This is a genomic window from Azospirillum melinis (genome assembly GCF_013340935.1).
GTDB classification, from domain to species: domain Bacteria; phylum Pseudomonadota; class Alphaproteobacteria; order Azospirillales; family Azospirillaceae; genus Azospirillum; species Azospirillum melinis.
Map to the genome: position 1 here is coordinate 83163 of NZ_WHOS01000019.1, position 13612 is coordinate 96774.

A 13612-nucleotide genomic window follows, 5' to 3' on the forward strand; every position below is an offset into this window, starting at 1 on the left:
AACGCTTTCGTTATGACGTTGACGTAAACGTAATGCGCACCTACTGTCAAGGCCAGTCCTACGAACAATCCTGAGGGCACGCTTTCATGGTCGACGACATTCTGCAGGAACTGCGCAGCCGCAGCGGCGATCTGCGCTCGCTCAACGCCTCGGTCCGCTTCCTGCTGGGCAAGGAGGGCGAGGTGATCCGGGTCGATGGCCGTGCCAGCCCGATCAGCATCAGCCGCGAGGATGCCGAGGCCGACTGCACCATCCGCATTTCGCCGGAGAACCTGCAAAAGCTCATCAACGGCAAGCTGAACCCGATGCTGGCCTTCACCATGGGCAAGCTGAAGGTCGAGGGCTCGATGGGCGTCGCGATGAAGCTGGCGCAGCTGCTGGACGACTGAGCGGCCGGAAGAGCCGCCAGAAGAACCAACCGGGAGGAAACGTACATGCCGATGATGCGCAACGCTTGCGCCACCCTGTCCGCTGCCCTGATGGCGGCCACGCTGATCGCCGGGCTGCCGGGTTCCGCCGCGGCACAGGGGGCAGCGCGCACGCTGAATTACCAAATCCTGATGGGCGAGGACCCCATCGGCAGCGAGCAGGTGAAGATCGAGCCGCAGGGCGACCGCACCAAGGTCACCGTCACCGCCACCACGCGGGTGAAGGTGCTGTTCATCAACTTCCGCTACGACCACAAGCGGGAGGAGATGTGGAAGGGCGGGGTGCTCGAATCGATGATTGCCACCACCGACGATGACGGCACGCCGCACAAGATCGAGATGGCGCGCGATGCCGGCGGCTACCGCCTGACGGTGGACGGCAAGGCCCAGCAGGCCTCGGCAAGCGTCCTGCCACTGACCCTGTGGACGCCGGACGTGCTGAAGCACAGGGAGTTGCTGTCGGTGATCGACGCGGCACCCTACAAGGTGGCGGCGCGCAAAGTCGGGGCGGAGACGGTGGAAGCTGGCGGCAAGGCGCTGGAGGCCGCCCATCACCGCATCGAGGGCGATGTGGAACGCGATCTTTGGTATGCGGCGGACGGCACACTGCTGAAGACGCGCTTCAAACGCAGCGGCTATGATATCACCTATGTCCTGAAGTGATTCACGCCGATTGAGGACCCGATGCCCATTTTCCTGTTTCCTGACGATCCCATCTGGAACGAGGAGGCCGACGCCGTGGAGTTCCCGGTGCAGGTCGGGGAATATCAGGGCCGGGTCCTCGTCACCCGCCGCACCTTGCAGGGCATCGTCGGCCACACGCCCAAGCCGGATGAGGCGGTTCAGCAGGTCTGCATGAACCGGCCGCTGTTCGAACGGGCGGCCGAGCAGCGCATCATGGCCCGCGCGCTCGACCCCGATGCCAACATCCACCTGACCGGCCGCGACCTTCACCGCGCGGCGGGGTAGGTTGCGGCCGGCTGAGACGCGCTCAGCCCAGGCGGGCGTAGCGGCCGCGGAAATACAGCAGCGGGTCGCCGCTGTCGCGCGAGGTCAGCTTGCGGACGCGGCCCAGCACGATGACATGGTCGCCGCCGTCCAACAGATGCTCGCGGTCGCATTCCAACGTGGCGAGGCAGCCGGTCAGCAGGCGCACGCCGCCGCGGCCCGTGCTCGTCTCCAGACCGGTCCAGCGCTCCTGCAGGTCGCGGCGGGAGAATCGGTTGGACAGTTCTTCCTGATCGGCGGCCAGGATGTTCACCGCGAAGTGCGGAGCGAGCTTGAAGGCCTCGAAGGACATCGCGGCGCGGCCCAGGCAGAACTGTACCAGCGGCGGGTCGAGCGACACGGACGAGAAGGAATTCACCGTGACCCCCAGCGGCAGCCCGTCGGGCGCGACGGTCGTGATGACGGCGATCCCGGTCGCGAAGCAGCCGAGGGCGGAACGGAACGCAAGGGGATCGATCGGCTGGTCGGTGATCATGACGTCCTGTCGTGTGGGCCTGGATGGGGCAGGGTGGGCGGGAGGGCCGGCGTGGGTCACACGCCCTCCGGTGGCGGTGAAGGTGACACACAAGGTAGGAAATACCGGGAATTAATCCAGCACGCCACCCGGCGCAAGCCGCATCTCCACCCCATCGCCGTTGCATCTCCGCTGTCTCCCCAGCCCGACAACGTCGTTAAACGGATCTTAATGAAACCCGGTCAGGGTTCTGCCGCAGTGGTCGGCCGCTGCTTTCACCGCGGCGCCGCGCCCAGAAATCGCATACGGGAAATCGGCCTTCGGGCTGTGAACCATTCGCCACGGCCAGGGCATGAGCGGGAATTCCGGCGGCGACGAGCGGCCGATCATCATCAAGAAGAAAAAGGGCGGGCACGGCGGCCACCATGGTGGCGCGTGGAAGGTGGCCTATGCCGACTTCGTGACCGCGATGATGGCCTTCTTCCTGCTGCTGTGGCTGCTGAACGTCACCACCTCGGACCAGCGCAAGGGCATCGCCGACTATTTCTCGCCGGTCTCGGTCAGCCGTGAACAGTCCGGCTCCGGCGGCATGCTGGGCGGCAAGACCATCACCGTGCCGGGCGCGCAGGTCTCCCCCAGCTCGCCGATGTCGGCGGACGTGCCGGTGTCGGGGCCGCCGGGCTATTCGGCGCAGCAGACCGAGGATGCCGACGACCCGACCGAATCGACCTCCGGTCCCGGCCAGGGCACCGGTCCTGGAAAGCCGGCCAGCGGCGCGGCACCCGACGCCGACGTCGCCGACCAGAAGCCGAGCGAGACGCGCGCCGAGTTCCAGAAGCGCATGGAGGACATGGCCAAGCAGTTGGGCATCCCCGGCCAGAAGCCCGGCGAGAAGCTGTCCGACTTCGGCGAGCGGGTGAAGGAGGCGATGGACAGCCTCCAGGGTGCTGCCAAGGAGGCCCGCCAGTTCCAGCAGGCCGCCACCGAGATCCGGCAGGCCATCCAGTCGGTGCCGGAACTCGAGCCTCTGGCGCAGAACCTGATGATCGACCAGACTCCGGAGGGGCTGCGCATCCAGATTGTCGATCAGGATCGCGTGTCGATGTTCCCCGGCGGTTCCGGCCAGATGTACCCGCAGACCCGCCAGCTGGTGCAGCAGGTGGCGAAGGCGCTGTCCAAGCTGCCCAACAAGCTGTCGATCAGCGGCCACACCGACAGTTCGCCGTTCCCTGCCGGCTCCGGCCGCGACAACTGGGATCTGTCGACCGAGCGGGCAAACGCCACCCGCCGCGCCCTGCTGGCCGGTGGCATCGACCCGACGCGAATCCAGGACGTCGTCGGCAAGGCCGACCGCGATCCGCTTGTCGCCGATCAGCCCAACAGCCCCCGCAACCGCCGCATCACCATGGTCCTGCTGCGCGAGACCCAGGCGGCGCCTTCGGCCGGCGGCCAGTCCGGCGGCGGTGGCGCCCCCACCAAAGCACGATAAGACTTCTGCGCTGCCGGTACTTTGGCGCTAATTTCCAGAAGCACCCGCGTCCGAATTCTTGCTTTGTCACTGCGTCGCACAACGGGGCGCGCGTTTGCCCTGTTCAAAGCGCGCGGCGATGCGTCATACTTCCTGCACAATGCGACATGGCCGGGGCGATGCCGCCCGGCCCGCGATGATCGGTCAGATACAAGCGCGGGGGAGTCTGTGAGCGTACCCGAGGGCAAACCGTCCGACCTATTGTCATCCTACAATCCTGGCCTGTACTTCGACGAGCTGTTCGGAGCCATGGATTTGCCGGCCGAACATACGGCGCTCATCCGCCAAAGGCTGGCCGCACTCGATTTCGATGAACTGCGCCGCCGCGCGCAGGATGCGGAGCGGGAGCTTTACAATCTCGGCATCACCTTCATCGTCTATTCCGACAAGGACGCCGTCGACCGCATTCTGCCGTTCGACGTCATCCCGCGGGTGATCTCCGCACCGGAATGGAAGCATCTGGAGGCGGGCGTCAAGCAGCGGGTCACCGCGCTGAACCTGTTCCTACACGATATCTATCACGACCAGAAGATCCTGAAGGACGGGGTGATCCCCCGGGATCTGGTCGAAGGGAACCATAATTTCCGCCCGCAGATGATCGGGCTGGACGTTCCCTTCAACACCTACATCCACATCATGGGCACCGATCTGGTGCGCGACCGCTTTGGGACCTTCCGCGTGCTGGAGGACAACGGCCGCGTTCCGTCCGGCGTCTCCTATGTCGTGGAGAACCGCCACATGATGCAGCGGGTCTTTCCCGACCTGATGCAGGACATCGGCATCCGGCCGGTGGACAATTACGGCCACAAGCTGCTGGACGCCATGGTGGAGATCGCGCCGGTCGACGATCCGCAGGTGGTCCTGCTGTCGCCGGGCACCTACAACTCCGCCTATTTCGAGCACATCTTCCTGGCGCGCGAGATGGGCGTGCCGCTGGTCGAAGGCCGCGACCTCGTGGTCGACAACGACCGCGTCTTCATGAAGACGACCAACGGCTTGGCCCCGGTCCATTCGATCTACCGCCGGCTGGACGATGCCTTCCTCGATCCCAAGGCCTTCAATCCCGACAGCCTGCTGGGCGTGCCCGGCATCCTGGAGGCCTACCGTAAGGGCAACGTGGCGCTGGCGAACGCCATCGGCACCGGCGTCGCCGACGACAAGGCGGTCTACTGCTATGTCCCGCGGATGATCAAATATTACCTGGACCAGGATCCGATCATCCCCAACGTCGACACCCGCATCTGCCGCGAGCCGGACGCGCTGCAATACACGCTCGACAATCTGGCCGATCTGGTGGTGAAGCCGGTGGGCGAGGCCGGCGGCTACGGCATCACCATCGGCCCGCGCGCCAGCAAGGCGGAACTGGAGGATTGCCGGGCCAAGCTGCTGGCCGATCCGTCCAACTACATCAGCCAGCCGGTCGTCGACCTGTCGGTCTGCCCGACCGTCTGCGACGATGCCATCGAACCGCGCCATGTCGATCTCCGTCCCTTCGCCATCACCGGCAAGAGCAGTTGGGTCCTGCCCGGCGGCCTGTCGCGCGTGGCGTTGAAGAAGGGCACGCTGATCGTCAATTCGTCCCAGGGCGGCGGCTCGAAGGACACCTGGGTTCTGGAAGGTGGTGCGGCATGAACCTGCTGTCCCGTTACGCCGAGTGCATTTTCTGGATGGCCCGCTACATGGAGCGGGCCGAGAATCTCGCTCGCATCCTCGACGTGCACGAGACCTTCGCGCGCGACACCCGCGGGGCCACCAACTGGTTCTCCATCGTCCAGCTGAACGCCGACGAGAAGGACTTCTTCAGCCGCCACGACCGTCCGACGGCGGAGGCGGTGGTCCACTATTACATGTTCGACAGCCAGAACCATAATTCGCTGCTGTCGATGCTGCGGATGGCGCGGGAGAACGCGCGGACGCTGCGCCCCTGGATCTCGACGGAGATGTGGACGCAGATCAACGTGTTCCACAACAAGCTGCTGGAGATGTCGGTCAAGGACGTGGCGGCCCAGAACCTGTCCAAGGTCTGCACCTGGATTAAGGAAGAATGCCAGACCCACACCGGCATCACCGAGGGCACGTTCTACCGCGACCAGGGCTGGTACTTCTACCAGATGGGCAAGTACATCGAGCGGGCGGACCAGACCACCCGCCTGCTCGACATCAAGTACCACACGCTGCTGCCGTCACCGGTGGAGGTCGGTTCCACGCTGGATGTCAGCCAGTGGACGACGGTGCTGCGCTGCACGGCCGGCTATCACGCCTTCCGCCGTGTCTATCCCCGCGGCATGTCGCCGGCCACCGTCGCCGGCTTCATGCTGTACAACGAGGGGTTCCCGCGGTCGGTGGTGATGTGCGTGCGGCAGATCGACGGCGTGTTGACGCGGATGCGCTCGCGCTACGATCTGCGAGGCGGGTCCGCGGCGATGGAGCGGGTGGACGAGCTGCTGGCCGCCCTGCTGTCCCGTCCGATCGACGCGGTGCTGCGCGACGGGCTGCACGAGTATCTCGACTGGATACAGCTGCAGCTGAACATCATCACTACCGAGATTGCGCAAGCCTTCTTCGGTGTCCAGCCTCCTCTGGCAGTTCAGAGCCAGTCGCAGTAAGCTCGGGTCCGGCGGAGGGGAATCGCACTCCTCCGCCCCCTCGTCACTGTCGTGGTGGTTGTCGCTCAGAATGTCGGTCATCCAGCCGCCGCAGCGTCCATTGCAGCAATTCTTCCGGTCGGGGCCGATGCCCTGTCCCTATCTGCCCGGACGTGTGGAGCGCAAGCTGTTCACCCGCCTGATCGGTCCCTATGCGACCGAGGTGAACTCCACCCTGTCGCGGGCCGGTTTCCGCCGCAGCCACGACATCGTCTATCGCCCGGTCTGCCCCAACTGCCAAGCCTGCGTGCCGGTGCGCGTGCCGGTCGCGGATTTCGTGCCGACGCGGTCGCAGCGCCGGGTCCTGAAGCTGAACGACGGGGTGACGCTGAGCGAACGGCCGGCCTACGCCACGTCGGAGCAGTACCGGCTGTTCTCGCTGTACCAGAATTCCCGCCATGGCGACTCGGACATGGCCCGCATGGCGATGGGCGATTTCGCCGCCATGGTCGACGAGGGCAGGGCGGATACCAACCTGCTGGAAGCACGCGATGAGCGTGGGCAGTTGGTCGGCTGCATGTTGACCGACCGGCTGTCGGACGGGTATTCGGCAGTCTACAGCTTCTACGACGCGGCCCAGGATCGCCGCAGCCTGGGCACCTTCCTGATCCTGGGCCTGATCGAGCGGGCGCGGCTGGCTGGCATGCCCTATGTCTATCTGGGCTATTGGATCGCCCACAGCCGCAAGATGGCCTACAAGGCGAAGTTCCACCCGCTGGAATGCCTGGGTGAGGATGGCTGGCGCCGAGCCGACATCGTGCCTGACGGCGACGCGGAGTAAGGACATCGCCACCGTCCGTTCCGGCGGCGACGCCCTTTGATGCCTTTTGTCAGGCTGCCTTGATGTCGCCCAGGAAGGTTTCGACATCCCGGCGCATCAGTTCGGCCTGCCGGGACAACTCGCCGGCGGCGGTCAGCACCTGACCGGCGGCATTGCCGGCCTCGCCTGCCGCCTGCGTCACCTGGACGATGCTGGTCGTGACCTCCTGCGTGCCGGTCGCGGCCTGCTGGACGTTGCGGGAGATCTCGTTGGTTGCGGCACCCTGCTCTTCGATGGCGGCGGCGATGGCGGTGGTGATGTCGTTGATGCTGCCGATGGTGCCGCCGATGCCGGTGATCGCCGTCACCACGCCCTGCGTCGTCTGCTGGATGGCGCCGATCTGGCTGGCGATCTCCTCCGTCGCCTTGGCCGTCTGGCCGGCAAGGCTCTTCACCTCGCTGGCGACCACGGCGAAGCCCTTGCCGGCCTCACCCGCACGGGCCGCTTCGATGGTGGCGTTCAGCGCCAGCAGGTTGGTCTGGCTGGCGATGTCGGTGATCAGGCCGACCACCTCGCCAATTTTCTGCGCGGCTTCGGCGAGGCTGCGGACCGCGTCGCTGGTTTGGCTGGCCTCGCTCACCGCCTTGCCGGCGATGTCGGCGGAGCGGGCGATCTGGGTGCCGATCTCGCGGATCGAACTGGCCATTTCTTCGGTGGCGGTGGCGACGGTCTGGACGTTGGCGCTGGTCTGCTCGGCAGCCGACGCAACGACGGTGGCCTGGGTGCTGGTCTGCTGCGCCATCGCCGACATGCTGTGCGCGGTGGCGTCGAGTTCCGACGCGGCGGCGGCAACGGTGCGCAGGGCGGCGGTCGATGAATTCTCGAAGCCGGTGAGCAACCGTTCGATGGCTTGAGCGCGGCGCATCTTGGCCTGCTGCTCTGCGGCTTCGACGGCGGCGAGGCGGTCGGCCTCGATCATGTTGTCCTTGAAGACTTGCACCGCACGGGCCATGGCGCCCAGTTCGTCGCCACGGGCGGTCCCGTCGATGGAAACCGTCATGTCACGGTCGGCAAGGCGCCCCATCACCGACGTGATTGCCTGAATCGGCCGGATCACTGTGCTGACGATCATCCAGGCCACGCCCATGCAGATGGCAACGACCAGCGCCAGGATGGCGGTGACCCACAGCTTGCTGGTTTGGAAGACCTGCTCACCGCGGTCGGCCGCACGTTTGCCTTCAGCGGCGTTGAAGTCCATCAGAGACTGGAGAAGATCTTTGGAGGTTCGGAACTCATCCCGCGACGAACCACGATATATGGCGCCGGCACCATCATTGTCATTCTTGCGCGACAGCGGCAGAAGCTGCTCCCGGCTGATTTTCATGTAGACTTGATAGCTCGTGACGAATTTCTGGTAGGTCTCGGTTTCCCAGCCCGGTGTCAAAAGCTTTTGGTAATCCATCCGCCGCTGTTCGATCCTGTCGGCGATTTCCAGAAGCGTTTTGTCCTCGCTCCTAATATCTCCATCGGTGGATGCGATTAGATGAGCGCCTTCCAATGTGCGATAGTAGTCGAAGGTAGTGTAAAGTCTGGAAATTGCTGAGACCGACGGCAACCAATTGTCGCGCACATCAGCGGCTTCTTCGTTGATTGTCGAGAGTTTGATCAAGGAAAAGACACCGAGACCAGCCGTGCACAGCAGAAGGGTTAGGATCGCAAGAAGCGTCCGTGACTTAACTGAAAGGTTCGAAATCCATGCCATGGCTGGTGCTCCTGATCTGAGGTTTCTCTCGACCTGCATTTCATCCGGGTAAGGGTGCTGGTTCGCCCGGTTCCTCACCCCTTACGGAAATGAGGCATGTGCGCTCACCCTCTCCGCAAATTGAGCAAAAGGCGCGCCATAAGCCGTTGCGATGCCTGTGGATCAAATATTGTTTGAATCCAATATTCTATCTGTTTCCCTCGATCACGGGATGCGTTTTGGACTGTCGCGATTTGGCAATATGGGGATTGCATTTTGCAAAATGCTTACGGCTTCCGTGCCTTGGACCGGTCCGATCCCAACATGGGAGACAGGGATCTACGGGATTCTACGTAGCTCCAACGTAGCCCTTGCCGCTGGATGGCGGGAAAGGAATAGTCCCTTCAAATCCTATCTTTTGGTATACCCTCCGAACGAGAGAGGGTTGCGATCTGCCGTGCCTATGCGGCTGCAACAAAAGCAAAAGGGGACGGCGAAGGCCGCGCCCCCGCAACAGGGAGGTTTCTCCTTTGAGAGGTCTGCTCAGACTAAGCGGGCTGATCGATGCCGTGAACGAAGGCATCGGAAAGCTCGCCTACTGGCTCGTGCTGGTCGCCGTGGTGGTCAGCTCGGTCAACGCGGTCATCCGCTATGCGTTCAACATCAGCTCCAATGCCTGGCTGGAGCTGCAATGGTACCTGTTCGCGGCGGTGTTCCTGCTGTGCGCCGGCTACACCTTCCTGCGCAACGAACATATCCGCATCGACATCGTGCTGGGGCGTTTCTCCCGCCGCGTCCAGGCCTGGGTCGACATCTTCGGCATCCTGGTCTTCATGTTCCCGATGACGATCCTGATCCTGAAGCTGTCGATTCCGATGTTCTGGGACAGCTTCCACACCAATGAAATGTCGAGCGACGCCGGCGGCCTGATCCGCTGGCCCGCGAAGATTCTGATCCCGGTCGGCTTCTTCCTGCTCACCGCACAGGGTGTGTCGGAACTGATCAAGCGCATCGCCTTTCTCACCGGCCATCGTGACGAGCCCGGCGAGAAGATGCACAGCCATTCCTAAGGACCGGGAGCGCCCCCCAGATGGTAGAGTTCGTATCCGCCAATATGGCGCCGCTCATGTTCGGCGCCCTGGTGCTGTTCCTGTTGATGGGATTTCCGGTTGCCTTCGCGCTGGCGGCCAACGGTCTGGTGTTCGGACTGATCGGCATCGAGCTGGGTCTGCTGACTCCGGCACTGTTGCAGGCGCTGCCGGAACGCGTGTTCGGCATCATGCGCAACGACACGCTGCTGGCGATTCCCTTCTTCACCTTCATGGGCCTGATTCTGGAGCGATCCGGAATGGCCGAGGATCTGCTCGACACCATCGGGCAGCTGTTCGGTCCGATCCGCGGCGGTCTGGCCTATGCGGTGATCTTCGTCGGCGCGCTGCTGGCGGCGACCACCGGCGTGGTCGCGGCCTCGGTCATCTCCATGGGCCTGATCTCGCTGCCCATCATGCTGCGCTACGGCTATGACCGCCGGATCGCGTCGGGTGTCATCGCGGCGTCGGGCACGCTGGCCCAGATCATCCCGCCGTCACTGGTGCTGATCGTGCTGGCCGACCAGCTCGGCCGGTCGGTCGGTGACATGTATGCTGGCGCCCTGATCCCCGGCCTGGTGCTGACTGCGCTCTATGCCGGCTACATCCTGCTGACCAGCATCATCAAGCCGGAGATGGTGCCGGCCCTGCCGCCGGAAGCCCGCACGCTGCGCGGCGGCAAGCTGCTGCTGCGGGTCATCACCTCGCTGGTTCCGCCACTGGTGCTGATCTTCCTGGTGCTGGGCACCATCTTCATCGGCATCGCCACCCCGACGGAGGGCGGCGCCATGGGTGCCGCCGGCGCAATCCTGCTGGCGCTCGCCAAGCGGCAGCTCGGCTGGGACCTGATGCGTCAGGCGATGGACGCGACCGCCAAGCTGTCGTCCTTCGTGGTGTTCATCCTGATCGGCTCGACCGTGTTCGGCCTGGTGTTCCGCGCCGTCAACGGCGACCTCTGGGTGGAACACCTGCTGATCGGCCTGCCGGGCGGCGAGCTGGGCTTCCTGATCGTCTGCAACATCCTGGTCTTCGTCCTGGCCTTCTTCCTCGATTTCTTCGAGCTGGCCTTCATCATCGTCCCCCTGCTGGGACCGGTGGCGGACAAGCTGGGCATCGACCTGATCTGGTTCGGTGTCCTGCTGGGCGTCAACATGCAGACCAGCTTCATGCACCCGCCCTTCGGCTTCGCGCTGTTCTTCCTGCGGTCGGTGGCGCCGAAGATGGACTACATCGACAAGGTCACCGGCAGGAAGATCGGGAAGATCACCACCGGCCAGATCTACTGGGGTGCGGTGCCCTTCGTGATCATCCAGATCATCATGGTCGGTCTCGTCATCGGCTTCCCGCAGCTGGTCGATGCCGGCCGCGACAAGGGACCGGCGATCAACCTGAACGACGTGAAGATCGAGATTCCGGCCTTCGACAATCAGGATGTGGCTCCGCCCTTCGGCGCTCCGGGTCAATCGGAGCAGAGCCCGGCGGACGATATCATGAAGCAGCTTCAGGGCAAGTAATAGGAAGCGTTGCAAAAGCCAGACAGTATAATCTGGGCAGAAAAAGGGGGCCGGTTCGTCCGGCCCCCTTTCTTATTGGTGCGCTTTCGGTGGGGAAAGGGTCAGCGCGTCGGGGTCGTTGCCCCGGCCCAATTGGTCGGGGCGGTGCCGGCGGGCAGGACCACCCCGCTGTTGCCGAGCGACACCATGCGGTCGCTTCCGGCGACCGGCGGCAGTGCTGCGAACTGTTCCGCCGTCATGCCGGTGAGGATCACCGCCTGACGGTTGCGGGCATAGCGCAGATTGTCGCTGGCGACCGTCACCTTGTGCTCGTTCGGGAAACGGGGCGCGCCGACGGTGATGATCGCCTGCTCCACCCGGTTGGTCGGCCCGATCACTAGGTCGGTGACGTTGCCGAGGATGCGGCGGCCATCCGGCGTCTGCACGGTCAGCCCGACCAGTTCCACCGGAGGCTGGGTCGCGACCTCTGCCGACGGGACGCCGCCCATGTCGGAACTGGCGCAGGCACCCAACGCCAGAACCGGCAGGAGAGCCAGGGCCGGCAAGGCGGGGAAGAACATGCGCAGGGAAAGGCGGCGGTGGTCCATCGTTCTTGGCCTTTTTGCTGACGGCGCGGAAATGTCCGCTCCTACAACAGCACGAGCATGGCCGGAGGTCCCCCGCGCCGACGGGGTGACCCCATTGCCCACGGGAGCTCTCCTTCCGGACAGGGGGGCCGGTCAGGTCAGGTGAAGATGAAGTCGTGGCCGGCGGTCAGCCCAACCTGATCGACGGTCAGTGACGAGCCGTCGGCGAAGGTGAAGGTCGACTGGAAGCCGCTGGAGGTCAGCGACATCTGGCCCGCGGTGTAGCCATGGAACTCGATCTGGTCGATCCCCCGCTCGAAATAATTGATGGTGTCGTGACCGAAGCCGCCGGTCGCCTGCTCCATCAGGAAGCGGTCGACCTGCCCGTCGGTGTAGCTGACCATCGTGTCGTCGCCGATGCCCGGACGGAACAGGTCGGCACCGCCGTCGCGATAGCTGTCATACAGCGTGTCGTTGCCGGCGCCGCCGATCATGGTGTCGTCGCCGCGCATCCCCTTCAGGATGTCGTCGCCGGTGCCGCCGTCCAGCCAGTCGTTGCCGTCGCCGCCGAACAGCTGGTCGTTGCCGGCATCGCCCCACATCGAATCGTTGCCGGCCTCGTTGCCGCCATAGGGGTCGCCGAGCCAGTCGTTGCCGTCGCCGCCATGCAGCTGGTCGTTGCCCAGGCCGCCGATCAGCGAGTCATTTCCCCGTTCGCCATACAGCTGGTCGTTTCCGCCGGCGCCGTTGATGCGGTCGTCGCCATCCAGACCGTCGAGACGGTCATCAAAGGCGGTGCCGGTCATGGCGTCGTTGTTCGAAGTCCCCCAAAACTGGCGCATGGCGTCTCTCCATCAGTGTCGTTAACGTGCTGTTAACGATTAACCAGATGTTAACCATGGGTCTCGGGCGGTCGAAAAGCGATAAAGGGGCAATACAAAGGGGGTCGGATGAGATGACACAGATAACTGAAACTTGATCGAATTAAGAAAATGAATTGTTTCTTCATTCGTCTTTTTTGTGGCCGAAAGCAGGATCTTTCTGTGACTGAATCAAGACTTTCTCTCCCATATGGGTAGGTTTTGAGCTGCGGAACGGCACAGGCTCGGCTGACCAAGGCGATGCGCGGGCAGGCGAGGCGGTAGGCCACCGGCCAAACGGGCTGCCGGAGCGGACAATCCGAAAGAGGTTCCAGGGCGCAAACGCGCCGGGCGCTGTCCGAAGTTTCGGATGCAGCCCTTAAGGCAAAAAATAACCGGGCGTCCAAAGGAACGCCCGGTGCAGTCATATACAGGGAGGGTTAGAGACAAGAAGGTGTGTATACCCTTCGGCGGAGGTGCCGCTTTGATGTGGATCAACAAAAGCACCCGCGTGGCGAATCGGCTTCCTTCCAGCCCCTCTCCAAATCGGGTCTCTCAGCCGTGGCTGTGCGAATGGCCGCCATAGAGGATGGACGGATCGGTTTCGACCGCCTGGATCGTCTCCAGCTTTCCGTCGCGCCAAGCACGATAGAAGCAACTGCGCCGGCCGGTGTGACAGGCGACGCCGTCCTGCTCGACAATCAGCAGCAGGGTGTCGCCGTCGCAATCCACCCGGAAATCCCTCAGCCGCTGCACCTGTCCGGAGGTCTCTCCCTTGCGCCACAGCCCGCCGCGCGACCGGGACCAGTAGCAGACGCGGCCGGTAGACAGGGTTTCGACCACCGCATCGCGGTTCATCCAGGCCATCATCAGGATCTCGCCGCTGCCATCGGCCTGGGCGATGGCGGGCACCAGCCCATCGGGGGTGAAGCGGATGGCGGCCAGCACCTCTTCAAAGGGGCCGGGCTCGGTCGACGGTGTTTCCGTCATGACAAATCACTCCTCAACTGTCCGCCGCGT

Annotated in this window: 14 protein-coding genes; 9 read left to right on the forward strand and 5 right to left on the reverse strand. The window is 64.1% G+C overall.

Going from position 1 to position 13612, the window contains the following annotated elements; translation table 11 throughout:
* Window positions 1-86 precede the first annotated feature (86 nt).
* From GBZ48_RS16310 to GBZ48_RS16320, 3 genes are read left to right on the forward strand one after another with little or no spacing between them, the layout of a single operon-like run.
* Window positions 87-389, forward strand: a complete 303-nt coding sequence (locus tag GBZ48_RS16310) for an SCP2 sterol-binding domain-containing protein (protein ID WP_174471972.1) — start codon at window positions 87-89, stop codon at window positions 387-389.
* A gap of 45 nt (window positions 390-434) precedes the next feature.
* Window positions 435-1091 carry a DUF6134 family protein gene (locus GBZ48_RS16315; protein ID WP_174471973.1) on the forward strand — a complete coding sequence of 219 codons (657 nt, stop codon included), beginning with the start codon at window positions 435-437 and terminating at the stop codon, window positions 1089-1091.
* A gap of 21 nt (window positions 1092-1112) precedes the next feature.
* The gene (locus GBZ48_RS16320; protein ID WP_109047522.1) at window positions 1113-1397 is read left to right on the forward strand and encodes a DUF1488 family protein; all 285 of its coding nucleotides are present in this window, start codon (window positions 1113-1115) and stop codon (window positions 1395-1397) included.
* Window positions 1398-1419: 22 nt separating this feature from the next.
* On the opposite strand, the gene GBZ48_RS16325 is transcribed toward GBZ48_RS16320, so the two are convergent.
* Entirely contained in the window at window positions 1420-1911 is a 492-nt protein-coding gene (locus tag GBZ48_RS16325; protein WP_174471974.1) for a flavin reductase family protein, read from the reverse strand.
* A gap of 331 nt (window positions 1912-2242) precedes the next feature.
* Between GBZ48_RS16325 and GBZ48_RS16330 the strand changes: the two genes are divergently transcribed.
* The 4 genes from GBZ48_RS16330 to GBZ48_RS16345 all read left to right on the forward strand — a co-directional run bounded on the left by GBZ48_RS16330 (window position 2243) and on the right by GBZ48_RS16345 (window position 6844).
* A complete protein-coding gene (locus GBZ48_RS16330) occupies window positions 2243-3379 on the forward strand; it encodes a flagellar motor protein MotB (protein WP_174471975.1) in 1137 nt (378 codons plus the stop codon).
* 288 nt (window positions 3380-3667) lie between these two features.
* The gene (locus GBZ48_RS16335) at window positions 3668-5050 is read left to right on the forward strand and encodes a circularly permuted type 2 ATP-grasp protein (RefSeq protein WP_246307243.1); all 1383 of its coding nucleotides are present in this window, start codon (window positions 3668-3670) and stop codon (window positions 5048-5050) included.
* Complete coding sequence (locus tag GBZ48_RS16340; protein WP_174471976.1) at window positions 5047-6024, forward strand: alpha-E domain-containing protein; 978 nt, start codon at window positions 5047-5049, stop codon at window positions 6022-6024. Before GBZ48_RS16335 ends, GBZ48_RS16340 begins: the two co-directional genes overlap by 4 nt.
* Window positions 6025-6094: 70 nt before the next feature.
* The gene (locus tag GBZ48_RS16345; protein ID WP_098739687.1) at window positions 6095-6844 is read left to right on the forward strand and encodes an arginyltransferase; all 750 of its coding nucleotides are present in this window, start codon (window positions 6095-6097) and stop codon (window positions 6842-6844) included.
* A gap of 49 nt (window positions 6845-6893) precedes the next feature.
* On the opposite strand, the gene GBZ48_RS16350 is transcribed toward GBZ48_RS16345, so the two are convergent.
* The gene (locus tag GBZ48_RS16350; protein WP_174471977.1) at window positions 6894-8585 is read right to left on the reverse strand and encodes a methyl-accepting chemotaxis protein; all 1692 of its coding nucleotides are present in this window, start codon (window positions 8583-8585) and stop codon (window positions 6894-6896) included.
* 509 nt (window positions 8586-9094) lie between these two features.
* Between GBZ48_RS16350 and GBZ48_RS16355 the strand changes: the two genes are divergently transcribed.
* Window positions 9095-9634, forward strand: a complete 540-nt coding sequence (locus tag GBZ48_RS16355) for a TRAP transporter small permease subunit (RefSeq protein WP_174471978.1) — start codon at window positions 9095-9097, stop codon at window positions 9632-9634.
* A gap of 20 nt (window positions 9635-9654) precedes the next feature.
* Window positions 9655-11166, forward strand: a complete 1512-nt coding sequence (locus GBZ48_RS16360; protein WP_174471979.1) for a TRAP transporter large permease — start codon at window positions 9655-9657, stop codon at window positions 11164-11166.
* A gap of 101 nt (window positions 11167-11267) precedes the next feature.
* On the opposite strand, the gene GBZ48_RS16365 is transcribed toward GBZ48_RS16360, so the two are convergent.
* The 3 genes from GBZ48_RS16365 to hisI form a co-directional block, all read right to left on the reverse strand.
* Complete coding sequence (locus GBZ48_RS16365; protein ID WP_174471980.1) at window positions 11268-11753, reverse strand: PRC-barrel domain-containing protein; 486 nt, start codon at window positions 11751-11753, stop codon at window positions 11268-11270.
* Between the two features lie 137 nt (window positions 11754-11890).
* Window positions 11891-12574 (reverse strand): calcium-binding protein, encoded by a 684-nt coding sequence (locus GBZ48_RS16370; protein ID WP_174471981.1) that lies wholly within the window; start codon window positions 12572-12574, stop codon window positions 11891-11893.
* A 573-nt stretch (window positions 12575-13147) separates the two neighbouring features.
* The gene (gene hisI / locus GBZ48_RS16375; protein ID WP_174471982.1) at window positions 13148-13582 is read right to left on the reverse strand and encodes a phosphoribosyl-AMP cyclohydrolase; all 435 of its coding nucleotides are present in this window, start codon (window positions 13580-13582) and stop codon (window positions 13148-13150) included.
* Window positions 13583-13612 lie beyond the last annotated feature (30 nt).

What these genes read in the sequence shown, in the direction of transcription:
- GBZ48_RS16330 (WP_174471975.1), top strand. Translation starts at nt 2,243, where the DNA reads ATGAGCGGGAATTCCGGCGGCGACGAGCGGCCGATCATCATCAAGAAG.
- GBZ48_RS16310 (WP_174471972.1), top strand. Translation starts at nt 87, where the DNA reads ATGGTCGACGACATTCTGCAGGAACTGCGCAGCCGCAGCGGCGATCTG.
- GBZ48_RS16320 (WP_109047522.1), top strand. Translation starts at nt 1,113, where the DNA reads ATGCCCATTTTCCTGTTTCCTGACGATCCCATCTGGAACGAGGAGGCC.
- GBZ48_RS16325 (WP_174471974.1), bottom strand. Translation starts at nt 1,911, where the DNA reads ATGATCACCGACCAGCCGATCGATCCCCTTGCGTTCCGTTCCGCCCTC.
- GBZ48_RS16335 (WP_246307243.1), top strand. Translation starts at nt 3,668, where the DNA reads ATGGATTTGCCGGCCGAACATACGGCGCTCATCCGCCAAAGGCTGGCC.
- GBZ48_RS16370 (WP_174471981.1), bottom strand. Translation starts at nt 12,574, where the DNA reads ATGCGCCAGTTTTGGGGGACTTCGAACAACGACGCCATGACCGGCACC.
- GBZ48_RS16340 (WP_174471976.1), top strand. Translation starts at nt 5,047, where the DNA reads ATGAACCTGCTGTCCCGTTACGCCGAGTGCATTTTCTGGATGGCCCGC.
- GBZ48_RS16365 (WP_174471980.1), bottom strand. Translation starts at nt 11,753, where the DNA reads ATGGACCACCGCCGCCTTTCCCTGCGCATGTTCTTCCCCGCCTTGCCG.
- GBZ48_RS16315 (WP_174471973.1), top strand. Translation starts at nt 435, where the DNA reads ATGCCGATGATGCGCAACGCTTGCGCCACCCTGTCCGCTGCCCTGATG.
- GBZ48_RS16345 (WP_098739687.1), top strand. Translation starts at nt 6,095, where the DNA reads ATGTCGGTCATCCAGCCGCCGCAGCGTCCATTGCAGCAATTCTTCCGG.
- GBZ48_RS16350 (WP_174471977.1), bottom strand. Translation starts at nt 8,585, where the DNA reads ATGGCATGGATTTCGAACCTTTCAGTTAAGTCACGGACGCTTCTTGCG.
- hisI (WP_174471982.1), bottom strand. Translation starts at nt 13,582, where the DNA reads ATGACGGAAACACCGTCGACCGAGCCCGGCCCCTTTGAAGAGGTGCTG.
- GBZ48_RS16360 (WP_174471979.1), top strand. Translation starts at nt 9,655, where the DNA reads ATGGTAGAGTTCGTATCCGCCAATATGGCGCCGCTCATGTTCGGCGCC.